The sequence below is a fragment of the Bacillus sp. FSL W8-1143 genome (assembly GCF_037965155.1).
Taxonomy (GTDB): Bacteria; Bacillota; Bacilli; order Bacillales; family Bacillaceae; genus Bacillus; species Bacillus pumilus.
This window is the reverse complement of record NZ_CP150182.1, coordinates 2153833-2177078: the sequence shown is the minus strand read 5'-3', so window position 1 is coordinate 2177078 and position 23246 is coordinate 2153833. Positions and strand designations below refer to the sequence as shown.

General features: G+C 42.3%; 23 protein-coding genes and 1 other annotated feature. Of the genes, 16 read left to right on the top strand and 7 right to left on the bottom strand.

Going from position 1 to position 23246, the window contains the following annotated elements:
* Positions 1-2 precede the first annotated feature (2 nt).
* Together NSQ36_RS10900 and NSQ36_RS10895 are read left to right on the top strand one after the other, a co-directional pair.
* Positions 3-1124 (top strand): M20/M25/M40 family metallo-hydrolase, encoded by a 1122-nt coding sequence (locus tag NSQ36_RS10900; RefSeq protein WP_050943793.1) that lies wholly within the window; start codon positions 3-5, stop codon positions 1122-1124.
* Between the two features lie 14 nt (positions 1125-1138).
* Positions 1139-1603: a chemotaxis protein CheW gene (locus NSQ36_RS10895; protein ID WP_003215942.1), complete on the top strand. Its 465-nt coding sequence runs from the start codon at positions 1139-1141 to the stop codon at positions 1601-1603.
* A gap of 36 nt (positions 1604-1639) precedes the next feature.
* Here the strand turns inward: NSQ36_RS10895 and NSQ36_RS10890 are convergent, their stop codons facing one another.
* Together NSQ36_RS10890 and NSQ36_RS10885 are read right to left on the bottom strand one after the other, a co-directional pair.
* Positions 1640-2422: a membrane protein insertase YidC gene (locus NSQ36_RS10890; RefSeq protein ID WP_229200398.1), complete on the bottom strand. Its 783-nt coding sequence runs from the start codon at positions 2420-2422 to the stop codon at positions 1640-1642.
* 66 nt (positions 2423-2488) lie between these two features.
* Positions 2489-2770 (bottom strand): hypothetical protein, encoded by a 282-nt coding sequence (locus tag NSQ36_RS10885; RefSeq protein WP_003215677.1) that lies wholly within the window; start codon positions 2768-2770, stop codon positions 2489-2491.
* Between the two features lie 97 nt (positions 2771-2867).
* Between NSQ36_RS10885 and NSQ36_RS10880 the strand changes: the two genes are divergently transcribed.
* From NSQ36_RS10880 to NSQ36_RS10840, 9 genes are all read left to right on the top strand, one after another.
* Positions 2868-4124, top strand: a complete 1257-nt coding sequence (locus NSQ36_RS10880) for a DNA polymerase IV (protein ID WP_339205694.1) — start codon at positions 2868-2870, stop codon at positions 4122-4124.
* Positions 4125-4222: 98 nt separating this feature from the next.
* Positions 4223-5632 carry an NADP-dependent phosphogluconate dehydrogenase gene (gene gndA, locus NSQ36_RS10875; RefSeq protein WP_106029174.1) on the top strand — a complete coding sequence of 470 codons (1410 nt, stop codon included), beginning with the start codon at positions 4223-4225 and terminating at the stop codon, positions 5630-5632.
* A 119-nt stretch (positions 5633-5751) separates the two neighbouring features.
* Positions 5752-6600 carry a GRP family sugar transporter gene (locus tag NSQ36_RS10870; protein WP_170966017.1) on the top strand — a complete coding sequence of 283 codons (849 nt, stop codon included), beginning with the start codon at positions 5752-5754 and terminating at the stop codon, positions 6598-6600.
* A gap of 12 nt (positions 6601-6612) precedes the next feature.
* The gene (locus NSQ36_RS10865; protein ID WP_226803651.1) at positions 6613-7398 is read left to right on the top strand and encodes an SDR family oxidoreductase; all 786 of its coding nucleotides are present in this window, start codon (positions 6613-6615) and stop codon (positions 7396-7398) included.
* 144 nt (positions 7399-7542) lie between these two features.
* Positions 7543-7854: a PTS sugar transporter subunit IIB gene (locus NSQ36_RS10860; RefSeq protein ID WP_044141029.1), complete on the top strand. Its 312-nt coding sequence runs from the start codon at positions 7543-7545 to the stop codon at positions 7852-7854.
* A 3-nt stretch (positions 7855-7857) separates the two neighbouring features.
* On the top strand, positions 7858-8190 hold the full coding sequence (locus tag NSQ36_RS10855; RefSeq protein WP_012010488.1) for a PTS lactose/cellobiose transporter subunit IIA: 333 nt from the start codon (positions 7858-7860) through the stop codon (positions 8188-8190).
* Between the two features lie 25 nt (positions 8191-8215).
* A complete protein-coding gene (gene celB / locus NSQ36_RS10850; protein WP_050943798.1) occupies positions 8216-9562 on the top strand; it encodes a PTS cellobiose transporter subunit IIC in 1347 nt (448 codons plus the stop codon).
* Positions 9546-10952 (top strand): glycoside hydrolase family 1 protein, encoded by a 1407-nt coding sequence (locus tag NSQ36_RS10845; protein ID WP_339205691.1) that lies wholly within the window; start codon positions 9546-9548, stop codon positions 10950-10952. The genes celB and NSQ36_RS10845 overlap by 17 nt, the downstream gene beginning before the upstream one ends.
* Positions 10953-11105: 153 nt before the next feature.
* On the top strand, positions 11106-11828 hold the full coding sequence (locus tag NSQ36_RS10840; protein WP_003215808.1) for a GntR family transcriptional regulator: 723 nt from the start codon (positions 11106-11108) through the stop codon (positions 11826-11828).
* 46 nt (positions 11829-11874) lie between these two features.
* Here the strand turns inward: NSQ36_RS10840 and zwf are convergent, their stop codons facing one another.
* The gene (gene zwf / locus NSQ36_RS10835; protein WP_003216112.1) at positions 11875-13350 is read right to left on the bottom strand and encodes a glucose-6-phosphate dehydrogenase; all 1476 of its coding nucleotides are present in this window, start codon (positions 13348-13350) and stop codon (positions 11875-11877) included.
* Positions 13351-13571: 221 nt separating this feature from the next.
* On the opposite strand from zwf, the gene rnz reads away from it, so the two are divergent.
* Together rnz and NSQ36_RS10825 are read left to right on the top strand one after the other, a co-directional pair.
* A complete protein-coding gene (rnz, locus tag NSQ36_RS10830; RefSeq protein ID WP_137055003.1) occupies positions 13572-14501 on the top strand; it encodes a ribonuclease Z in 930 nt (309 codons plus the stop codon).
* A 139-nt stretch (positions 14502-14640) separates the two neighbouring features.
* Positions 14641-15948 (top strand): aminotransferase class I/II-fold pyridoxal phosphate-dependent enzyme, encoded by a 1308-nt coding sequence (locus tag NSQ36_RS10825; protein ID WP_050943801.1) that lies wholly within the window; start codon positions 14641-14643, stop codon positions 15946-15948.
* Positions 15949-15992: 44 nt separating this feature from the next.
* On the opposite strand, the gene NSQ36_RS10820 is transcribed toward NSQ36_RS10825, so the two are convergent.
* On the bottom strand, positions 15993-16757 hold the full coding sequence (locus NSQ36_RS10820) for an alpha/beta hydrolase (RefSeq protein WP_003216052.1): 765 nt from the start codon (positions 16755-16757) through the stop codon (positions 15993-15995).
* Positions 16758-16876: 119 nt separating this feature from the next.
* Positions 16877-17893: an NADPH dehydrogenase NamA gene (gene namA / locus NSQ36_RS10815; protein WP_339205688.1), complete on the bottom strand. Its 1017-nt coding sequence runs from the start codon at positions 17891-17893 to the stop codon at positions 16877-16879.
* Between the two features lie 140 nt (positions 17894-18033).
* Between namA and NSQ36_RS10810 the strand changes: the two genes are divergently transcribed.
* Complete coding sequence (locus tag NSQ36_RS10810) at positions 18034-19647, top strand: M20/M25/M40 family metallo-hydrolase (protein WP_339205686.1); 1614 nt, start codon at positions 18034-18036, stop codon at positions 19645-19647.
* 157 nt (positions 19648-19804) lie between these two features.
* Here the strand turns inward: NSQ36_RS10810 and NSQ36_RS10805 are convergent, their stop codons facing one another.
* Positions 19805-20077, bottom strand: coding sequence for an antimicrobial peptide LCI (locus NSQ36_RS10805; protein ID WP_137055006.1), 273 nt, complete (start codon positions 20075-20077; stop codon positions 19805-19807).
* 152 nt (positions 20078-20229) lie between these two features.
* Positions 20230-21057 (bottom strand): pyrroline-5-carboxylate reductase, encoded by an 828-nt coding sequence (gene proC, locus NSQ36_RS10800; protein ID WP_050943805.1) that lies wholly within the window; start codon positions 21055-21057, stop codon positions 20230-20232.
* A 41-nt stretch (positions 21058-21098) separates the two neighbouring features.
* Positions 21099-21310 (bottom strand) — a binding site (T-box leader).
* A gap of 169 nt (positions 21311-21479) precedes the next feature.
* Here proC and NSQ36_RS10795 point away from each other — a divergent pair.
* Both NSQ36_RS10795 and NSQ36_RS10790 read left to right on the top strand, forming a co-directional pair.
* On the top strand, positions 21480-22430 hold the full coding sequence (locus NSQ36_RS10795; RefSeq protein ID WP_339205683.1) for an MBL fold metallo-hydrolase: 951 nt from the start codon (positions 21480-21482) through the stop codon (positions 22428-22430).
* Positions 22431-22442: 12 nt separating this feature from the next.
* Complete coding sequence (locus NSQ36_RS10790) at positions 22443-23219, top strand: SDR family oxidoreductase (protein ID WP_339205682.1); 777 nt, start codon at positions 22443-22445, stop codon at positions 23217-23219.
* Positions 23220-23246: the final 27 nt, after the last annotated feature.

Here is a 23246-nt window from a genome sequence, read left to right as displayed (position 1 = left end):
TCATGATCAATGAAAAACGTTTACTAGACGAATTTTTAGAACTAGTTCAGATTGATTCGGAAACAAAACACGAAGAGAAAATTGTGGAAGTCTTAAAAGAAAAATTCTCGCAGCTTGGACTAAAAGTGGTGGAAGACGACTCAAAAGCGAAAACAGGCCACGGTGCAGGCAACCTTATTTGTACACTGGAAGGCACTCAAGAGGCTGATACCATCTATTTCACGTCTCATATGGACACAGTTGTTCCGGGTAATGGCGTAAAACCAGTCATTGAAGACGGCTATGTGAAAACAGATGGAACAACCATTCTTGGTGCTGATGATAAGACAGGACTTGCGGCAATGTTTGAAGCGATCCGTGTGCTGAAAGAGAAGAATTTACCGCATGGAACGATTGAATTTGTGATCACAGCAGGTGAGGAATCAGGACTTGTCGGAGCAAAAGCGTTAGATCCGAAGTTGATGACAGCGGCATACGGCTATGCCCTTGATTCAGATGGCAAGGTCGGAACCATTATCGTTGCAGCGCCAACACAGGCAAAAGTACGCGCAACCATTTACGGGAAAACAGCTCACGCAGGTGTCGCGCCTGAAAAAGGTGTGTCTGCGATTACCATTGCATCAAAAGCCATTGCTAGTATGCCGCTTGGCCGAATTGATGAAGAAACAACGGCGAATATCGGTCGTTTTGAAGGCGGAACGCAAACGAATATTGTGTGCGATCAAGTCGATATCCTTGCGGAAGCACGCTCTTTAGAACCTGCAAAAATGGAAGCCCAAGTAGCGAAGATGAAAGAAGCCTTTGAAAAAACCGCTAAAGAAATGGGCGGAAGTGCCGATGTACACATTGACATCATGTATCCAGGCTTCAAATTCTCTCACGGCGATCAAGTCGTAGAAGTGGCGAAAAAAGCGGCTGCGAAAATTGGCCGTCCATCAGAACTACAGACGAGCGGCGGAGGCAGTGATGCAAACGTCATTGCAGGAAACGGCGTTCCAACTGTCAACCTAGCTGTTGGATATGAAGATATTCATACGAAAAATGAGAAAATGCCGATTGAAGAATTAGTCAAAACAGCTGAAATGGTTCTCGCCATTATCGAAGAAACGACAAATCCATCGTAAAGGCAGGAGACTCTGTGAGCACGCAAAAAATCATTATTTTCCAAGTGGGGCAAGAGGATTTTGGCATCAGTGTAGAGCATATTCGTTCGATTGAGAAGGTCCCTTATTTACAAGAAGTATCGAACCTTCCTAAAGAAATAAAAGGACTCATGTCTTTAAGGGGAGAGGTCATTCCTGTCAGTGACACAGGCGTGATGCTTCACGGAAAGCCTCTTGATGTGAACGAACAGTCCAAGGTGTTGCTATTTGAATTAAACGGACAAATGGTAGGCTGTCTTGTCTCGGATGCAAAAGATATTATTGATATCGAGCTAAGCGAGATCAAGCCATTTCATATGAACACGAAAGCCTCTGAATATTTTTTCGGCGTTGTGGAGAGAGAGAACAAGATGATTTTACAAGTGGACCCGAATAAGTTCCTTGGGAGAATTGAGGATCTCGATCAATTGCCAGAACGGTTAAAAGAAGAATTGGCATAAAGATAATCCCCTTATCAAATGATAAGGGGATTATTTTTATTCAGCAGCTGGGCTAGCTTGGTCGTTTGCCTCAGCTTTTTTTGATTTTGATTTTTGGTACATGACATTTAAAATAATCGTTTGGATTGTGAGTAATAATCCGCTTGTCATCCAGTATAAAGGAAGGGCAGCGGGTGCATTGATTGAAATAAACAGCATCATGATTGGGAAAATCATGCCCATCACTTTGGCTTGCTTCAGCGCAGCCTCTGTCTGGGTGCCTGATTGCTTCGCAAACCTTTGCGTAACATAAAATTGCAAGAAATACATAGCGCCTGCAAAGATCGCGACCAATAGATCGGTTTGTCCTAAGTTAAACCATAGGAACGAATGTGTTGCGATCTCAGGTGTTGAGCGGATCGCTGAGTAAAAGCCAAGAACAATTGGAATTTGAATCAGCATAGGCAGACAGCCCATTGCCAGCGGGTTCACATTGTTCTCTTTGTATACTTTCATCATTTCCATTTGTAGTTCTTTTTGTTTTTCAGGTTCTTTCGTTTTCTTCAATTTGTTTTGAATTTCGTCAATTTGAGGCTTCACTAGTGCCATTTTCTCCTGCATGACTCTTTGCTTCTTAAATTGGTTCGCAAAAAGAGGGAAAATTAGCAGACGGACGATCAAGGTCACGAACATAATCGATAAACCATAATCATCATGGAAGAAGTTCGCAAGCCAAATGATCAGCTCAGAAAAAGGCTGGACAAAATAATGATGGAAAAACCCATCAGAGCTCGTATTCGTTTGCCCACTCGCTGCAAAAGCAGGTGAGGCAATCATCATTAAACATAAAGTCGTACAAATCGTTAATAAACGTTTCAATTCGTTTCCTCCTCATTTTTAAAAAAATTAATTAGAGAGAGGAAGCGAATGGTCTTCATCATCGTTTGATGATCGTTTCATTCGAATGACTTTACTAATCCAAGTTGTAATGCGATCATATATGATAAACAGAAAGTCTGTTCGATTCAATAAAGATGCGTCCAACTCTTCCAAACGATGTCCACCGAGGTGTTCGTTCATACGGCAGTCTTTTAATAAAAAAGCAATGCCGATGGCCGTCAGCGCTGGAAGAATAATCGTAAAGAATTCAACAAGGAAAAAGACTTCATTGAATGTATCAATAATCATGATTATCACATCCATTTCATTACTCACAGTGTACTATACACCATATGAAATGTCTATTGGAACAAACATCAAGTCGATAGATTTAGGAGGCAGGCAAATGGCTGATTCTCAAAGGAAGGGTCGAATCATTTTTCATATTGATATGAATAGTTTTTATGCATCAGTCGAGATGGCGTATGATCCTTCTTTGAGAGGGAAGCCATTAGCCATTAGCGGAAATGCGAAAGAGCGTAAAGGGATTGTGGTCACGTGCAGCTACGAGGCAAGAGCGCTAGGTGTAAAGCCCCCGATGCCGTTATGGGAAGCGAAGCGGCTTTGTCCGGGGCTGATTGTCCGTACACCAAACTTTGACCGGTACCGAAGCTCCTCACAAGAGATGTTTACGATACTAAGAGAATACAGCGATTTAGTCGAACCCGTATCCATTGACGAGGGCTATATTGATTTAACGCATACGCCATATGCCGAGCATGCGGTGAAAACGGCTCATGATATTCAAACGAGGCTTGTAGAGGAGCTCATGCTTCCTTCAAGTATTGGCATTGCACCGAATAAATTTTTAGCGAAAATGGCGTCTAATTGGAAAAAACCAATGGGCATCACCATTTTGCGTAAACGAGATGTACCCCAAATGCTATGGCCGCTGCCAGCGGGTGACATGCACGGAGTTGGACAAAAAACGGCTGATAAATTGAAAACGATTGGCATTCATACCATTGAAGACTTAGCGAAAGCAAATGAGTATACACTAAAGGAATTACTGGGTATCAATGGACCGAGATTAAAGCAAAAGGCGAATGGTGAACATGACGGCATCGTGGACCCAGAAAGGATATACGAATTTAAATCCGTCGGTAATTCGTCAACCCTTCCTCATGATTCTGACGATCCAGATGAACTTGTCGCGTTAATTGATAAGCTGTCACAATCTGTGAGTGCAAGGTTAAGGAGAAAAGAAGTGATGGCCAATCGGCTGCTCATCATGATTCGGTATGCAAGCTGGAAAAATATCACGCGAAGTGTCACCCTCACGAATCCGACCGATCGGAAGGAAGACTTATTTGAGGCAGCAAGGCAGTTATTCCTTAAACATTGGAATGACCAGCCTGTGAGACTCTTAGGTGTGACGGGGACAGATCTTGTAGAACGAAAAGCAGCCGTTAAACAGCTTGATTTATTTTCCTATACAGAAGATGCAAAAGAAGAGCCTCTTCAAACCATTTTAGAAGGACTGAAAGAAAAGTATGGAAAATCACTCGTTCAAAGAGGGATGACCATCAAGGAAAAAGAGAGTAAAACAAGTGGAACAAGTTTTAATAAAGACTTTTTTCAGGACGAAAAAGGAAATGACTAGCCTGAAAACTTGATAAAAGAGGTGGTGTTGTGGTAATTTCAAAGGGTACATCATTTCAGCAGTAATCAATATAGTGTGTTAGAAGGGACGTCAGAATTATGTCAAAACAACAAATCGGTGTGGTTGGACTAGCCGTTATGGGGAAAAACCTTGCCCTTAATATTGAAAGCCGCGGGTTCTCCGTGTCCGTTTATAACAGATCTAGCAGCAAAACGGAAGAATTTCTTCAAGAATCAAAAGGGAAAAACGTTGTAGGCACATACAGCATCGAAGAATTTGTTCAGTCGCTTGAAACACCGCGTAAAATTCTTTTAATGGTAAAAGCTGGTGCAGCAACGGATGCAACCATTCAATCATTACTTCCTCACCTAGAGAAAGGAGACATCTTAATTGATGGTGGAAATACATATTACAAGGATACGCAAAGACGTAATCAAGAGCTTGCGGAAAGTGGTATCCACTTCATTGGTACAGGTGTTTCTGGCGGTGAAGAAGGTGCACTAAAAGGTCCATCGATCATGCCAGGCGGTCAAAAAGAAGCGCATGAGCTAGTGAAACCAATTTTAGAAGCGATCTCTGCGAAAGTAGATGGCGAGCCATGTACAACGTATATCGGTCCAGATGGAGCAGGACATTATGTCAAAATGGTCCATAACGGCATCGAGTACGGAGACATGCAATTGATTTCTGAATCATACTTTATCTTGAAGCATGTGGCTGGATTGTCAGCAGAGGAGCTTCATGAAGTATTCTCAGAATGGAATAAAGGCGAGCTTGACAGCTATTTAATCGAAATTACAGCTGATATTTTCACAAAAGTGGATGAAGAAACAAACCAGCCGCTTGTGGATGTCATCTTAGATAAAGCTGGGCAAAAAGGAACTGGAAAATGGACGAGCCAAAGTTCTCTTGATCTAGGTGTTCCGCTTCCAATCATTACTGAGTCTGTTTTCGCGCGCTACATTTCAGCAATGAAAGATGAGCGTGTTGAAGCAAGCCAATTAATCGAAGGTCCTAAGCCAGCGCAATCAGCAGAGAATAAAAAAGAGCTGATCGAAGCGGTTAGAAAAGCCCTATTCATGAGTAAAATTTGCTCATATGCACAAGGTTTTGCGCAAATGAAAGCAGCATCTGATGAGTATAACTGGGATTTAAAATATGGTGAAATTGCAATGATCTTCCGTGGTGGATGTATCATTCGTGCAGCCTTCTTACAACAAATTAAAGAAGCATATGACCGTAACCCAGAACTGAAAAACCTATTGCTTGATCCTTACTTTAAGGATATTGCTCAAAGCTATCAATCATCTCTTCGTAAAGTCATTTCACTTGCAGTGGAGCAAGGAGTTCCTGTTCCTTCATTGTCAAGTGCACTTGCTTACTTCGATAGCTATCGCACAGCCGTCCTGCCAGCGAACTTAATTCAAGCGCAGCGTGACTATTTCGGTGCACATACGTATGAGCGCACAGATAAAGAAGGCATCTTCCATACAGAATGGATGAAATAAATATAGAACGACTGAAAAACCTTACCCTTTGGTAAGGTTTTTTTGTGTTTACATCTTTTCGGCTAAAAATGCGAAAAAGAGGGATGCTATGTAAAAAAGAAAAGAAAGTAGGGGTCGAAGTGGGCATTTTATATGCACTTCTCCCAGCGATATTTTGGGGAAGTATTGTTCTCATCAGTGTCAAACTTGGCGGGAATGCATACCAGCAAACCCTCGGTATAACGCTTGGCGCATTTCTCTTTTCAATTGCAGCCTTCTTTATCAAAATGCCAGAGCTGACACCGCTTATTTTTGCGGTTTCTGTCATTTCAGGCATCTTTTGGAGCATTGGACAAATGAATCAGCTTTCAAGTGTTGCGTTTCTCGGAGTCTCGAAGGCGGTTCCTTTATCAACGGGCATGCAGCTTGTGAGCACTACTTTATTTGGCGTCATAGTCTTCAAAGAATGGCAAACGATGACGGTCATACTCATTGGTTCTTGTGCCATTTTACTGATTATTGCAGGTGTTGTGCTGACATCGCTCGGTCAAAAAAAGAATGGCGGCGGGAACGGTGGAGGCAATTTCAAAAAAGGGATCATGATTCTGCTCATCTCAACCGTTGGCTATGTCGGATATGTTGTTATTTTGAGATGGTTTCATATTGATGGCTGGTCTGCCCTCGTTCCGCAATCGGTCGGCATGCTGCTTTCATCCTTGGCGATTAGTCTCAAGCAGCACCCGTTTAGTAAATATACGTTTAGAAATATCATTGCCGGCCTTGTTTGGTCGACAGGAAATCTCGGACTTCTTTTGGCTATTCCGCTCATTGGTGTTGCCGTAAGTTTTTCGATGTCGCAGACAGGGATCGTTATCTCGACATTAGGCGGCATTTACTTATTAAAAGAGAAAGCATCCAGAACAAGCTTTGTCATTGCAGGCTGCTTGATGATCATTGCAGGCGGCGTGCTGCTAGGTTTTACAAAATAGGAGGGTAAACGAATGTATCCAGATTTAGAAGGGAAAACAGTCCTGATTACAGGAGCTGGTACAGGAATAGGTCAAGCGATGGCGCGCCGGTTTGGACAAGAAAAAGCCAATGTGGTGATCAATTATTTCTCAGATCAAGAAAGTCCAGATGAGACCATTGCGGATATTCAAAAAAATGGCGGACAGGCTGTGAAAATCATGGGAGATGTCTCAAAGGAAGAGGATATGCAGGCGATGATTGATAAAGCCGTTGATACATTTGGCAGTCTTGATGTCATGATCAATAACGCAGGCATTGAAAATGAAGTGCCTTCTACCGAAATGACGCTAGATAATTGGAACAAAGTCATGTCGACCAATTTAACAGGTATGTTTCTCGGCTGCCGCGATGCACTGAAGTATATGACAGATCACGGAATAGAAGGATCAATCATCAATATGTCGTCTGTTCACCAGCAAATCCCTTGGCCTCATTTCGTGCATTATGCAGCAAGTAAAGGGGGCGCCAAGCTGCTGACAGAAACACTGGCACTAGAATATGCCCCTAAAAAAATTCGTGTAAACAGTATTGCACCAGGCGCCATCGATACCCCGATCAATGCGGAAAAATTCGATGATCCCGCATTGAAAAAAGGTGTGATCGAGCTGATCCCCATTGGTTATATTGGAAAGCCTGAAGAAGTGGCAGCATGTGCTGTCTGGCTGGCGTCAAAAGAGGCAAGCTACGTCACAGGCTTGACACTCTATGTGGACGGCGGCATGACAAAATATCCTGGCTTCCAAGCAGGAAAAGGATAAGAAGAAAGGCAAAGAGCGTACACACACATACGCTCTTTTTTTATATAAAATACAGACAAATAGATCTAAATGTCTAGACATTTAAAAATAAAAATATATAATATTAACTGGAAGCGCTTTTATTACAACAATGGGGTGAGAGAAATGAAACGTATTTTATTAGCATGCAGTTCAGGAATGTCTACAAGTTTACTAGTTACAAAGATGAAGGCTCATGCCGACTCAATAGGGGACGAGGCAGAAATTTGGGCAGTTGGGCAAGATCAAGCGAAAAAAGAAATGGCGAATGCGGATGTTGTGTTAATTGGACCGCAAATGAGCTTTTTAAAAGGGGATCTTCAAAAAGAAGCAACAAAATACGGGATTGCAGTAGAGGTCATCGATATGCAGGCGTACGGGCTTGCCGATGGACAAAAAGCGTATGAACAAGCCGTTACATTGATGGAGGAATCGTAAAGAATGGAAAAGAAAACACTTGAAGGGCTCACGGAGGAACAAGTCAGTTTTCAATTGATCTTACACAGCGGTAATGCACGCAGCAAATTGCTTCAATCTCTTAAACAATTTCGAGAAGGTCAAGAAGATGAGGCATTTGGTCTTATGAAAGAAGCAGAAGAAGATTTACGTCATGCACATGGCATCCATTTTCAACTCGTGCAGCAAGAGGCAGGCGGGGAGAAAACGCCTTTCTCCTTATTGCTCATGCATGCCGAAGACCACTTAATGTCGACTATGACGATCAAGGAGCTTGTGGGAGAGCTCCTGCCGATTTTCCAATCACTTAAACAATAAAGGGTGTAAACAAGGGGGGAAACCAATGTTTGATAAAATAAGTGCTATTTTGGTTCCAATTGCTGGGAGACTGAACAACAACCGCTATTTAGGTGTATTACGGGATGCCTTTATGCTTGCGTTCCCGCTTACTATTTTTGGTTCCATTATGGTTGTGCTAATGAATTTGCCATTTTTAGATAAAATCATGAGTCAAACCGCACTGGAAGGCGTCCAGTCTGCACTGAATATCGCGCCAAGTGCGACCATCAGCATTATGAGTGTGTTTGTTGTATTTGGGATTGGCTACTATTTATCGAAAAGCTATGATGTGGAAGCAGTATTTGGCGGAGTGATTGCATTAGCCTCTTTCCTACTTCTGACACCATTTTTACTAGAACAAGAAGGCGGTGCATCTATTGCAGGCGTGATTCCAGTCGATCGTTTAGGAGCAAAGGGGATGTTCCTTGGCATGATCACAGGCTTTTTGTCTGCTGAAATTTATCGTTATTTTGTCCAAAAGAAATTTGTCATCAATATGCCGCAGGGGGTTCCGCCAGCTGTTGCTAAGTCTTTTGCTGCACTGATCCCGGCTACTTTGACACTCACAACCTTTTTACTGATCAATATCATCATTACACAAGGCTTCAAAACAAACATGCATGACCTGATTTATCATGCGATTCAGGCACCGCTTGTCGGACTTGGAAGCGGTATCATTCCGACCTTGATCGCTGTTTTCTTTATACAAATTCTTTGGTTCTTTGGGCTTCACGGCCAAATTATTATCAACTCTGTCATGGACCCCATTTGGAATACGTTGTCCATTCAAAACCTAGAGAGCTATACAAAAACTGGTGAGGTTCCAAATATCATCAGCAAGCAGTTTATCGAAATTTATACGGTTGGCATGGGCGGAACCGGTATGACGCTAGCAGTTGTGTTTACGATTTTAATTTTCCTGAAAAGTAAGCAATTAAAACAGGTAGCAAAGCTCGGCCTAGGACCAGGATTATTTAACGTCAATGAACCGATTATCTTCGGTTTACCGATTGTCATGAACCCGCTTATTCTCATTCCATGGATTTTGGCGCCAATGGTTATTACATGTATTTCTTATTTTGCGATGGCATCAGGCATTGTACCACCGCCGACTGGCGTGAATATTCCCTGGACCGTGCCGATCTTTATAAGCGGAATAATGGCAACCAATTCACTGGCGGGTGGTCTGCTTCAGCTGTTTAATCTGATGATCGTGTTTGTCATTTGGTTCCCGTTCCTGAAGTTTATTGACCGTATGAATGTGAAAAATGAAAAAATAACCACAACGGAAAAAACGAAGACAACCAACATCAAAGGTGAAGGAGACTCAATACATGTCGATGGAAAATAACAAGCAATCATATACATTCCCAGAAGGTTTCTGGTGGGGATCTTCTGCCTCTGCCACGCAAACAGAAGGCAGCGTCCCTGGTGATGGAAAAGGACCGAATATTTGGGATCATTGGTTTGAGCAAGAGCCGACTCGTTTTTTTGATGGCGTAGGACCGAACGTGACATCTCAATTTTACCGAAAATATAAAGAGGATATTCGTCTGATGAAAGAAATTGGGCACAATTCATTCAGATTGTCCATTTCATGGTCACGTCTCTTGCCTGAAGGGACAGGTGCGGTCAATGAAGAAGCAGTATCTTTTTACAATGATGTGATCAACGAATTGATTGCACATGATATTGAGCCGTTTGTGAACCTGTACCATTTCGATATGCCAATGGCGCTGCAGGAAAAAGGCGGCTGGGTCAACAGACAGGTAGTAGATGATTATGTGAGCTATGCAGAATTGTGCTTTCAATTATTTGGCGACCGGGTGAAAAAATGGTTTACCCATAATGAACCGATCGTGCCTGTAGAGGGCGGGTATATGTATAGCTTCCATTATCCAAACGAAGTCGATTTCCAAAAGGCTGTGCAGGTCGGTTATCATGAACTTCTATCAAATGCAAAGGCGATTGCGGCTTATAAAAGCCTGCAGCAAGGCGGTAAGATTGGCATCATCCTCAATCTTACCCCATCTTATCCGAGAAGCCAGAATCCGCGCGATGTAGAAGCAGCTGAGATGGCGGATGTTTTCTTTAACCGGTCCTTCCTAGATCCTGCGGTGAAGGGACATTTCCCAGAGAAACTAGTAGAGGTCTTAAAGAAAGAAGGCTTTATGCCGAGTATGGAAGAAGGAGACCTTGAGCTCATTCGAGAGAATACCGTCGACCTCCTTGGAATCAACTATTATCAGCCAAGAAGAGTGAAGGCGAAAGAGCATATGCCGCATCCAAATGCCCCATTTATGCCAAATCATTATTTTGATGCGTTTGACATGCCGGGAAGAAAAATGAATGTGTATCGAGGCTGGGAAATCTATGAAAAAGGCATTTATGATATATTGAAAAAAGTCCAAACAGACTATGATAATATTGAATGCTTTATTTCTGAAAATGGAATGGGTGTCGAAGGAGAAGAGCGGTTTAAGGATGAAGAAGGAATGATTCATGACGATTACCGCATTGACTTTATCTCTGAGCATCTTAAATGGGTGCATCAAGCCATTCAAGAAGGAAGTAATGTAAAAGGCTATCATCTGTGGACGTTTATGGATAACTGGTCATGGTCGAATGCCTATAAGAATCGCTATGGATTTGTCTCAGTTGATCTTCAAGAAGACGGAAAACGTACAATTAAGAAAAGCGGATACTGGTTTCAATCGGTATCAGAAAATAACGGTTTTTAATCAAGATACTTGCTCTTTCCTTGAAAAGGGCAAGTATTTTTCTTATGTGACGGTAAGTGGATGAAACAAAAATGGCTGGTACCTTTTAAGCTCACTAGGCTTAGTGTAGAATGAGAGGAAGCTATGAAAAAACAAGTCAGTTGGTGGTGTGAGATGAAAAAGTACGAACTCATTTCAGAAGAAATCAGAAAACGAATAGGAACAGCATATTATCCAGAAGATCAACCCATTCCAGATGAAAACTCGCTTGCCGCTGAATTTCAATGCAGCCGAATGACGATGAAGCGTGCGCTCGATCTTCTCGTAGCAGAAGGTCTGCTCTTTAGAAAAAGAGGTCACGGTACATTTATTGTGAAGGCAGCGCTCAATCAAGGGGCTATTAATGTATCAGGACATGAAAATAAAGGGTTCACAAAAGTCATGGCGGATAAAAACGTCACAACTCAAATCATTCACTTTGATGTCCATTTTCCAAGCAAAGAGGTGGCAGCCCACCTATCCATAGACTCCACCACACCCATTTATGACATCATCCGTCTCCGTCTTGTGGACGAGGAGCCATACGTATTAGAAAAAACGTTTATGCCCGTCAATCTCATTAAGGGAATAGATGAAGAGGTTCTATTGGGATCAATCTATGGCTACATATCAAATGATTTGAATTTAAAAGTGGCAGGAGCGCATAAGAAAATTAGAGCAGCTAAATCAGATGAGCTTGACCAGCAATATTTAGGCTGTGACCCAACGGATCCTGTGCTAGAGGTCGAGCAGGTTGCTTATTTAAACACAGGCCGGCCGTTTGAGTACTCCTTTAGTCATCATCGCTATGATAAGTTCGACTTTTCAACGGTTGAAATTACGAAAACAGGACGTTAAAAAAAGAGCAGAACCCCCAAGGGAGACTGCTCTTTTTTATATCATTTTATATATTCCACCAATGATACCCATCTTTTTCTAGAAGTTGATCGGCTTCTTTCGGTCCCATAGAACCAGCAGGATAATTTGGTTTTAATGTTTTGTTTTCTGCCCATTTCTCAGAAATCGGATCCACAAAGTTCCAAGAAAGCGCCACTTCATCCCAGTGAGCAAAGTTCGTAGCATCGCCTAGCAAGCAGTCATGAATCAGCTTTTCATAGGCTTCTGGTGTGTTCATGATGTCGTTATAGTTTGTTTGGTAGTCGAGCTTAATCGGCTTTGCAAATGTACCGCCATCAAGCTTGCGAGCGTTCAGGTGAAGGGTAATGCCTTCATCTGGTTGAATGTGAATGACGAGTAAGTTTGGATGCATGGAATTTCCGTTACCATAGTACAGGTTCATTGGAATGTCTTTAAATTGAACAACAATTTGAGTAGATTTCTTTTCTAAACGTTTTCCAGTACGAATGTAAAATGGCACGCCGGCCCATCTAAAGTTATCAATGAGCAGCTTCCCTGCAACGAATGTTTCCGTGTTTGAGTTCGGGTCAACATTTTGCTCTTCAAGATATGAAGGAACCATGCCGCCATCAACCGTACCAGCATCATACTGTCCGCGGACAAAGAATTGATCGACCTCATCTTTAGAGAAAGGACGAAGAGCGCGTAATGCTTTCCGTTTTTCACTGCGGATTTCCTCGGTATTCAGCTTAATTGGCGGCTCCATTGCTAAAAGTGCAACCATTTGAAGCATATGGTTTTGGACCATGTCTCTTAGTGCACCTGAACTTTCGTAATAGCGGGCCCGGTCTTCAACCCCTAATGATTCACTAGATGTAATTTGAATGTTTGAGATATATCGGTTTGTCCAAAGTGGTTCAAAGATGGCATTTGCAAAACGGATAACCTCAATGTTTTGAACCATTTGTTTACCGAGATAGTGGTCAATACGATAAATTTGATCTTCAGAGAATGCATCTCGAATTTCTTCATTTAACTTTTTCGCACTTGGCAAGTCATGGCCAAATGGTTTTTCGATGACAAGTCTTGACCAGCCAGTTGTTTTTGATACACCTTCACTTTTTAGGAACTTTGCAATCGTTCCGAAGAATTCCGGTGCCATCGCTAAATAGAACATCCGGTTGTTTGGGATACTGTACGTATCTTCAAGGCCTGCTAGAAGTGTGTTAAGCGATTGATAGGAAGCAGGGCTTGATACGTCAAAGTCGTGATAATAAAAATGTGAACTGAATTCCTCTATTTTCGCTTCTGCATCATCAGAAGAAACAGATTCTTTCACCACAGCTCTTAGATCCTCATGAGACCACGGACGGCGTCCAACACCGACCACGGCGAATTGATCGCCAAGTTTTCCGCTATGATAAAGTCTATGTATAGAAGGGTAGAGCTTGCGTTTGGCAAGATCTCCTGTTGCGCCAAAAATGACAATGACTGCTTTTGGATTGTTAGTTTCTGTATTCACGAAAAGTACCTCACTTTATTCGTAGCATTGTTGTAAAAACCGAGAATGTATGTACATTTTCTTTATTTTAAAGGTTCATTGTTCGTAAAGCAAACATTTGATTCGACTTTTTCTGCTCTCGTTTGACTTTTTTCGAAAATTCCGCTGAATTCACATTTACCTTGTCTTCATGTATTCTATATGAATAAAGATATTGTATACCGGCTTTAGGAGGAAAAGTAATGGAACTGCTCTTTTTAGGAACTGGTGCAGGCATTCCTGCGAAAACTAGAAACGTCACTTGCACTGCGCTAAAGCTTTTAGAAGAAAGAAAAGCAGTGTGGCTTTTTGATTGCGGAGAAGCGACGCAGCATCAAATATTACATACAACGATTAAACCGAGAAAAATTGAGAAAATATTTATCACTCATATGCATGGTGATCATGTATACGGTCTCCCAGGACTGCTCGGCAGCAGATCCTTCCAAGGCGGAGAGGATGAACTAACGATCTATGGACCTAAGGGCATCAAAGCGTTTGTGAGCGCAACACTTTCAGCTACACAAACGCATTTGACATATCCGCTGCATATTATAGAGATAGATGAAGGGATCGTATTTGAAGATGATACCTTTCAAGTAGAAGCAAGACGAGTATCTCACGGTATTCCAGCTTACGGCTATCGGGTAGTGGAAAAAGATGTACCAGGTGCATTAAAAGCCGAAGACCTAAAAGAAATCGGTGTAAAACCTGGACCTTTGTATCAGAAGTTAAAAAATGGGGAAACCGTGACACTCGAAGATGGAAGAATCATTGATGGAACCGATTATTTGGAACCCCCTAAAAAAGGGAGAATCGTTGCATTTTCAGGAGATACCCGTTTATGCGAGAATATAACAAGGCTTGCCAAGGATGCGGATGTGTTAGTCCATGAAGCAACATTCGGTAAAGAAGATGCTGATCTAGCCTACAATTATTATCACAGCACAACAGAACAAGCAGCGAAAACAGCGCAGGAAGCAAGCGCAAAAAGATTAATTTTGACCCATATTAGTGCACGTTACCAAGGAGAAGAGGCACTAAAACAACTATTGAAAGAGGCCCGCGATATATTCCCGCTGACAGAAGCTGCGCAGGATTTCTCTTCTTATTCCATTGACCGCACCCTGTAAAAATTGGATGAATCGTCAAAAAAAGTTGTGTGATTTTTTTGATATTTATAATGACTCTCTTTTTCAGGTAGTGGTAAAATGGTGAAGAAAAAACAAATGACGAATGAAACTATGAAGAATACGGGAGGCACAATCAAAGATGAGCGGTTTTACAGCGTTAAGTGAAGCAGAATTAAATGACCTATATGCAGCACTACAAAATGAATACGAAACGTATAAAAGTAAAAACTTACACTTAGACATGTCTAGAGGAAAACCTTCACCAAAACAGCTCGATTTGTCTATGGGCATGCTCGATGTTGTGACATCAAAGGATGCGATGACGGCTGAAGATGGCACAGATGTGCGTAACTATGGCGGTTTGACAGGACTTCCTGAAACGAAGACATTTTTTGCAGATGTACTCAATCTGAAGCCAGAACAAATCATCATCGGCGGTAATTCCAGCCTTAATATGATGCATGATACCATTGCCCGTGCCATGACCCACGGCGTATATGACAGCAAAACACCTTGGGGAAAGCTGCCAAAGGTAAAATTCCTTGCACCAAGCCCAGGATATGATCGTCACTTTTCCATTTGTGAGCTATTTAACATAGAGATGATCACGGTAGATATGAAAGCTGATGGACCTGATATGGATCAGGTCGAAAAATTGGTCGCAGAGGATGAAGCGATTAAAGGCATTTGGTGTGTACCAAAATATAGCAACCCAGATGGCATTACGTATTCAGATGAGGTGGTTGACCGCCTTGCTTCGATGAAAACAAAAGCAGACGACTTCCGCATTTTTTGGGATGATGCATACGCAGTCCATCACCTAACTGATACGCCTGATACGTTAAAAGATATTTTTCAAGCAGTAGAGGAAGCAGGGCATCCAAATCGTGTGTTTATGTTTGCGTCTACTTCTAAAATTACATTCCCAGGCTCAGGTATTGCACTCATGGCATCTAGCCCGGATAATGTGAGCTTTACTCAAAAACAATTATCGATTCAAACGATTGGACCAGACAAAATCAATCAATTAAGACACCTTCGTTTCTTCAAGAATCCAGAAGGCTTGAAGGAACATATGAGAAAACATGCTGCGATCATTAAGCCAAAGTTTGACCTCGTTCTTTCTATTCTTGATGAAACACTTGGCGGGAAGGACATTGCAGAATGGCACAAGCCAAATGGCGGATATTTTATTAGTTTAAATACGCTTGATCATTGTGCAAAAGCTGTTGTGCAAAAGGCAAAAGAAGCTGGTGTGACCATGACAGGTGCAGGCGCGACTTATCCTTATGGAAAAGACCCGCTTGATCGTAACATTCGCATTGCGCCAACTTTCCCATCACTTGAAGAACTAGAGCAAGCGATTGACATCTTTACATTATGTGTTCAGCTTGTCAGCATTGAAAAGCTGCTGTCTAAAAAAAGCCAGTCAGCTCCAACGGCATAAAGAAAAAACTCCTTGACGTAGATCTAGTCAAGGAGTTTTTGTTTTTAATTGGCTGTTTGATAATAGGAAACAGGTTGCTTCGCTGCGCACCATACATCATAGATTGCAAGCTGCACAATATGCGGTTCATCATGATGAATATAGTGCGAGCTGTTCTGCGCTTGAATCCATCCGCTTTGGGATGACAACGACAGCATCCGTTTATGAAGTCTGAGCCAAGCCTCGTGCGCTGGATGAAACAATCGGCTCTTACCTGATGAAATGACAAGAAGCGGCATCATCCCATAATGGGTTTGTTCCTCTTTTATTGTGCTGAGCATTTGCTGAAAGTCCTCATGCGTACATTCTGCTGTAAATTGCGCCATATATGAGGTGCGTTCTTCTTTTGATAAAAGAGGGAGGATGACCTGTTCTTGCTCCTCACTTGCCGGGTCTAACAGCACCATGCCAATGACCTCATCTCCTCTGCGGCTTGCCCATAACCGGCTGACAAGAGAGCCAAATGAGTGAGCCACAATGAGAAAGGGCGGCTGAATATTGGCTTCTTCTAGCAGTGCATCTAAATCATCTGCAAGATCATGCAATGTTCTTCCTTCACTACTGTCACTGCTTTTTCCATTTCCTAATCGATCATATAAGAAAACCCCAAGCTCAGGATCAATATCACGGGCCATATTCGACCACGTATCACCCGAAATGCCGTAGCCTGCTTCAAAGATAATGGTGGCTTGCCTTTTGCCCTGACGATGTTTTGTATAAAAATGATGTCCATCTATATGATACATTCTTTCAATCATTGCCGAGTTCATTCTTCCATCTCCTCTAAGTGGTTCTTTAGCTAAAAGACGGCACAAAAGGCAGATATGTTTCTCTTAAAAACAAAAAAGATGCCTATTTCAAAAAATAGACACCTTTTTCCTATGCATTTTTACCAAGCGCGGTCATATTGACGCGGGCCTTCGATGGATGTACGAAGCTCTTGGGCAGCTGTTTTTGGAAAGTATGGATCCCGTAAAAATTCTCTGCCTATAAAAATTAAGTCTGCACGCTGATTTCGTAAAATCTCCTCTGCCTGTACACCAGATGTGATCAGACCGACAGCACCTGTTTGGATACCGGCACCTGCTTTGATTTTTTCTGCGAAGGTGACTTGGTAGCCAGGGAATGTGCTGATTTTTGCCTGTACGACAGCGCCTGAGCTGACATCGATTAAGTCGACACCTTGTTCCTTCAGCCATGTAGCAATGCCAATGTAATCGGCAATATCAAGTCCTTTTGTCGTGTAGTCAGAGGCAGACACACGGACAAATAATGGTCCGTTCCATACTTCATTGACTGCATCGACGACTTCTCTTAAGAAACGATAACGGTTCTCTGGTGAACCGCCATAATCATCTGTTCGGTGATTTGCCAGCGGTGAAAGAAATTCATTAATCAAATAGCCATGCGCCCCATGAATTTCAATGATGTCAAAGGCGGCTTTTTTTGCCCGGACAGCGGCATCCTGAAACGCCTGAACGGTATCTTTGATTTGATCGACGGACATCTGGGTAGGGATTTTAGACTGTTCATCAAATGGAAGGCTAGATGGTGCCAGGATGTCACCATCTAGTTCAGCTTTACGTCCTGCATGAGCCAGCTGGATGGCTGTCTTGGTTCCGTATGCTTTGATTTGTTCGTTTAATGAAGCGAAGCCTTCAATGTGCTCATCACTCCAAATGCCGAGGTCTTGATCACTAATTCTTCCCTCGGGGGAAACGGCACTTGCCTCCACCATGATCAGGCCAGCTTGACCTTGGGCACGGGAAATATAATGTGTAAAGTGGAAAGGCTGTAATTTCCCATCACGATCATAGGATGAATACATACACATCGGGGACATTACGATGCGGTTTTTCAGCGCAACACCTTTTAATGTCCAAGGTGAAAAGAGTTTTGTTTCCAAATACCTTCGCCTCCTCATAGAATTGTATAGCCGATTATAACAGCCATTCAAACTTTCGTCATAAAAGGTGCTCAAAGAATATAGCTTTTATACACGTTTTTGTATAATGGAGAAATAGAGAAAGCAAAGGGGGAGAACGAATGAAATGGCAAACAGAGAGTGAACGAAAGGAACTGCTCACAGCTCTTATGCAGTATGAAAGCATATCGGGTACAACTGGAGAAGTGGCGTTAGCTGAATATTTATATTATTTACTGAGGGAACGGCCTTATTACAAGCAGAATCCTGATCATTTGGCTTTGCATCCGATGAAAGATGGCCGGTATTATTTAACGGCGCTTGTAAAGCGCAGTTCGCTTTCTCGTACCGTTTTGCTGCTTAGTCATTTCGATGTCGTCGATACAGAAGATTACGGTGAATTTCAAAACATGGCATGCAAGCCTGAAGAGTTAATGGCATCATTTTCTCAAAAAAGTGCGCTTCTCCCAAAAAGAGCAAGAGAAGATCTAGCTTCAGGTGACTGGTTATTTGGAAGAGGTGCCATGGATATGAAGGCAGGTCTTACTGTACAGCTGTCTATGCTTGAAAGAGCGATGACAGAGACATTTGATGGAAATGTCCTACTCGTCACAGTCCCAGATGAAGAAGTGAATTCTCAAGGAATGCTTGAAGCTGTTCCAAAACTAAAGGAGCTTAAGGAAAAGCATGACCTTGACTATACCGCGTGCTTAAACAGTGAGCCTATGTTTGAAAAGTATCCAGGTGATGAACATTATTATATGTATACAGGCAGTATAGGGAAGGTGCTGGCCGGATTTTTCTGCAAAGGAATTGAAACACATGTAGGAGAGCCGTTCTCAGGCTTAAATGCGAATTTTATGGTATCTGCATTAAATCGGCTGTTAGAGCTGAATAGTGATTATTGTGAGGAAGTAGATGGTGAAGTCACGCCGCCCCCAACCAACTTAATGCAAAAAGATCTAAAAGAAGCCTATTCCGTTCAAACACCTCACACAGCTGTTTCTTTATTTAATGTGCTGATGATGAATCGTTCAAGTGAAGAACTGCACGGACTTCTTTATGACACGGCGAAACAAGCAGCAGACCAAATCGAAGCTGATATTAAACAAAAAACAGCAGAATTTCAGCGCTTTAAACCTTTTATACCGATTGATACGAGGATTACCGTTCTCACGTATCATGAGCTGTATCAAAAAGCTGCTGAACGCTCAGGTAAACAGGAGGTTGAACGCATTGTAAACTATGCGTTCGCCAATCGGGGTGAGCTTGGAGATCGTGATTTTTCAACCAAAATCGTCTCTGAGCTGACGACGCTTTGTAAGGAAGATGGGCCGCTCATTGTTCTATTTTATAGTCCACCATTTTATCCAGCGGTTTCCTCAACGGAAGATCCGCATATCCAAGCAACCTTAAAGAGGATTCAAATAGAGGCAAAGAAGAGTTATGGACTTGAAATAGAAGAAGTGAAATATTTCCCGGGATTATCTGATTTAAGTTACTTACAGCTCGAAAAACAGGAAGTAGGTCATTACACGACCAATATGCCGCTTTACCAAAAAGGCTATTCTTTACCAGAAGGAGAAAAGGGAGCACTTTACGTTCCAGTTATTAACGTGGGTCCATTAGGAAAGGACCCGCACAAATGGACAGAGCGGCTGCACATCCCGTTCTCATTCGGCATTTTGCCAGAATTACTAGAATCAGCGATTCATGCTTTGTTAGAGAAAAAGTAAGTCTTGTTTATGTATGAGATCTCTAGAGCCTTTGAAAGCTTATGTGCTTTTGAGTCGAGGATGTAGAGTAAATGAAGGTTAATGAGGAAAGAAGAAGTGGAGAGAATGTTTCATTACTTTAAAATAGATAAAGGGAGCCATAGGCTCCCAATTAGGATTATACTCGTCTACCCTCATAATGAGCTGTCCAAGTTCCATCAGAATTTTTAGTGATGCCTTTTAGATACCATTTAATCCCATCTTGTTCGAACGAATTGGCAAAAATACCAGTATTGTTGGTAATATCCCATGTGTAAAGTTGAGCTTTAAAATCACTTGTAACGTGGACATCCTCTGCGTTAGAATGTGCACTTGTAGCAAATGCAGGTGCTGCGGAAAAAAGTAAAGCGAGTGACAATGCGGATCCAGTAAGAACCTTAACTAATTTCATTTAAAACACTCCTCTTCCTCATTTTGTGGTACATATAAGTAATTCTACATAAGGTAATATATTCCTTGTTAATATTTGTTAATTATTTGTGAAAAATCACTCATTAGATAAAAATAAAAAGCACCTGTCATCAAAACAGGTACTTTTCTCTATCATTTATACGTGCTTGCTGAAAACATTTCGTTTAATTCTGCTGCGCGTTTTGTTGCGGTTTTGACACAATCGACAACGGCTTCTTCAAATTGATAGGCAGCAAGTGTGTTCAGGCCGGCTTCTGTCGTTCCGCCTTCACTTGTGATTTCTTTGCGCAGTTCAGCAGGTTCTTTACCGCTGCTTTCAAGCATGTTTGCGGCGCCTGCAATCATTTGGCAGATGAGCAGCTTCGCTGTTGCTTGGTCCATCCCAAGTTCCGAAGCGCCTCGCTCCATTCCTTCAATCAAATGATAAATGAAGGCTGGACCGCTTCCTGCAATAGCTGTAACAGCATTTAGCTGTGATTCATCTAATACCGTCACATGACCGATCGTTTCAAACAGCTCGATTGCTTTATTCTTTTGATCCTCTGTCACTTCTTGACTGACGGCAATGCCTGTTGCTGATTGCTGAATGGCGGCTGATGTATTTGGCATCGCGCGAACCACCGCAGTCTTCTCGCCAGCATAGTGTTGAATCGTTTCAATAGAGATGCCCGCTAAAATCGAAATGATCAGCTGCCCTTGTAAATGAGGCCGAACTTCAGATATCCCGCTTTCAGCATCTTTCGGTTTTAAAGCAAATACGAGAATATCCGCTTCTTCATAAATAAAAGAACGAGAGAAATCCGTTTTGACCCCATAACGCACCTTTAATTCTTCTAGACGTTTTTCATTCGTTTTGTTTGTGACAATAATATCTTCGTTTGACATGATGCCGCTTTTTAATAAACCTTTCATCATCGACTCTGCCATTGAGCCTGCACCAATAAATCCAATTTTACTCATAAGCCGCTCCTCCTTGTAGAAAATAAAAAAACCTCTCGCCTGAAAAGGACGAAAGGTTTTTCGCGGTACCACCCTCAATTAGCATGCAAATATGCATACTCAGCTCTAGTCCCTTAACGCGGGAAACGTTTAGGTTTGCCTAACAGCTCAAAGGGCAGGTTCAGCAAATAAGAGGATGGTGAGGTCTTACAGCCGGTGGACCTCACTCTCTTGCATCATTATTTTGCTTACTAATCCTTGTCATCACGCATTTTATATTTGTTGTTCATTATGCAACGATGGACAAGTTTGTGTCAATAGGGACAGATAAAAAAATTGACCGCCTAAACCGCATGACAGTCTGCCCTTTGCAGGATACAATGAATAAAGAAGACGAAGTGACAATGAATCATGAGTCAAAAAGCAGGAGATGACATAAAAAAGTGAAAGAAGACATCATTCAATTATCTATCCCGACCCCTTTTGCTGTTGGGGATGTACATGCATATATTTTAAAAGGAGAAGCTGTGACTTTAGTGGACTGCGGGCCGATGACAGAAGAGGCGGAGCATGCCTTTGTCACGCAATTACAGGAGCATCGTTTATCAATTGACGATATTGATCAAGTGGTGTTGACCCATCATCATGCAGATCATGTCGGTCTTTTAAATCTGATGAAACCTCATGTCCGTGTGATCGGACATGAGTTAAATGAGCCGTATATTAGCCAGGACCCTGTGTTTAAAGAGCATCAAATTGCTTTTACGAAACACCTTTTTCAGCAGTTAGGTGTGCCGCTTCGCCCTGATGAGTGTGAAAGAATCGTGAAGCAATCTTATACATATTCTTGTACTGCACATGTAGATGACGTCATCAAAGAAGGCGATCGATTGAAAGGGCATGAACACTTCTTTGTGATGGAAACACCGGGACATGCACAATCTCATCTTTCCTTTCTAGATGAAACAACGGGCCACTTCATTGGTGGAGACCTTCTTTTAACGACTATTTCCTCAAACCCGTTAATGGAAGCGCCGTATGAAGGGGAGGAGCGCCAAAAATCGCTGCTTCAATATAAAGCATCACTCAATCGATTACTGCATCTGCCGATCAAGACGATTTATCCAGGACACGGGCAGCTCATCACGTCTCATCATGAATTGATCGAAGAAAGATTTAAGAAACAAGAAAAACGGGCAAATACGATGTATCAGCTGCTTAAACGAAAAGAAATGACTGCCTTTCATCTTTGCCGCAAGCTATTTCCAGTGCTGTATGAAGAGGCCTTGTTTTTAACGATGTCAGAGACAGTAGGGCAGCTGGATGTCCTCTTAGAAGCTGGACAAATTGAAGAAGTGCAAAAAGATGGAATTCTCTATTACAGGGCAAACTAAGGAGTGAAACGCATGGGGCGATTAAAAGGAAAGAGAATATGGATTACAGGTGCATCTGGCGGCATTGGTGAAAAAATGGCGTACTTGGCAGCAGCAGAAGGCGCAGAGATCATGATTTCAGCAAGACGAATTGAAAAGCTGACGGGTGTAAAAGAAAAGATTATGAGTGCTGGCGGAGTGTGTCACATCGTGGAGCTAGATGTCAGTCACCTTGAGGACATTGATCGCGCATATGAAGAAGTGGGGGCTGTTGATATTTTGGTGAACAATGCCGGTTTTGGTGCGTTTGATCTCGTTGAAGATGCGTCCATTGAGGAAATGGTGTCGATGTTTGAAGTAAACGTGTTTGGTTTAATCGCCTGCACGAAAAAGGTCATTCCAGAGATGAAACAAAGAGGACACGGACATATTATCAATATTGCCTCTCAGGCAGGAAAGATTGCCACCCCGAAATCAGCCATTTATTCTGCATCCAAGCATGCCGTCCTTGGTTTTTCAAACAGCCTCAGAATGGAGCTGTCAGACATCGGCATTCACGTCACCACAGTGAATCCAGGCCCGATTGCCACTGACTTCTTTACCATCGCCGATCGCAGCGGTGAATATGTGAAGAATGTTGAATTCATGATGCTTAGTGCGGACAAGGTGGCTGGGAAGGTCGTATCCGCTATGATGACGAAAAAAAGAGAGATTAATCTGCCTGGATGGATGAACGCTGGCAGTAAATTGTATCAATTATTCCCATTTTTATTTGAAAAAGTAGCACGCAAAGCGATGATGAAAAAATAACAAAAAAGAAACCGGTTGTGAACTGGT

Coding starts and splice junctions, on each gene's coding strand:
- NSQ36_RS10900 (WP_050943793.1), top strand. CDS start 3: ATGATCAATGAAAAACGTTTACTAGACGAATTTTTAGAACTAGTTCAG.
- NSQ36_RS10890 (WP_229200398.1), bottom strand. CDS start 2,422: ATGATGATTGCCTCACCTGCTTTTGCAGCGAGTGGGCAAACGAATACG.
- NSQ36_RS10885 (WP_003215677.1), bottom strand. CDS start 2,770: ATGATTATTGATACATTCAATGAAGTCTTTTTCCTTGTTGAATTCTTT.
- NSQ36_RS10880 (WP_339205694.1), top strand. CDS start 2,868: ATGGCTGATTCTCAAAGGAAGGGTCGAATCATTTTTCATATTGATATG.
- gndA (WP_106029174.1), top strand. CDS start 4,223: ATGTCAAAACAACAAATCGGTGTGGTTGGACTAGCCGTTATGGGGAAA.
- NSQ36_RS10865 (WP_226803651.1), top strand. CDS start 6,613: ATGTATCCAGATTTAGAAGGGAAAACAGTCCTGATTACAGGAGCTGGT.
- NSQ36_RS10860 (WP_044141029.1), top strand. CDS start 7,543: ATGAAACGTATTTTATTAGCATGCAGTTCAGGAATGTCTACAAGTTTA.
- NSQ36_RS10855 (WP_012010488.1), top strand. CDS start 7,858: ATGGAAAAGAAAACACTTGAAGGGCTCACGGAGGAACAAGTCAGTTTT.
- celB (WP_050943798.1), top strand. CDS start 8,216: ATGTTTGATAAAATAAGTGCTATTTTGGTTCCAATTGCTGGGAGACTG.
- NSQ36_RS10845 (WP_339205691.1), top strand. CDS start 9,546: ATGTCGATGGAAAATAACAAGCAATCATATACATTCCCAGAAGGTTTC.
- NSQ36_RS10840 (WP_003215808.1), top strand. CDS start 11,106: ATGAAAAAGTACGAACTCATTTCAGAAGAAATCAGAAAACGAATAGGA.
- rnz (WP_137055003.1), top strand. CDS start 13,572: ATGGAACTGCTCTTTTTAGGAACTGGTGCAGGCATTCCTGCGAAAACT.
- NSQ36_RS10825 (WP_050943801.1), top strand. CDS start 14,641: ATGAGCGGTTTTACAGCGTTAAGTGAAGCAGAATTAAATGACCTATAT.
- NSQ36_RS10820 (WP_003216052.1), bottom strand. CDS start 16,757: ATGAACTCGGCAATGATTGAAAGAATGTATCATATAGATGGACATCAT.
- NSQ36_RS10810 (WP_339205686.1), top strand. CDS start 18,034: ATGAAATGGCAAACAGAGAGTGAACGAAAGGAACTGCTCACAGCTCTT.
- NSQ36_RS10805 (WP_137055006.1), bottom strand. CDS start 20,077: ATGAAATTAGTTAAGGTTCTTACTGGATCCGCATTGTCACTCGCTTTA.
- proC (WP_050943805.1), bottom strand. CDS start 21,057: ATGAGTAAAATTGGATTTATTGGTGCAGGCTCAATGGCAGAGTCGATG.
- NSQ36_RS10790 (WP_339205682.1), top strand. CDS start 22,443: ATGGGGCGATTAAAAGGAAAGAGAATATGGATTACAGGTGCATCTGGC.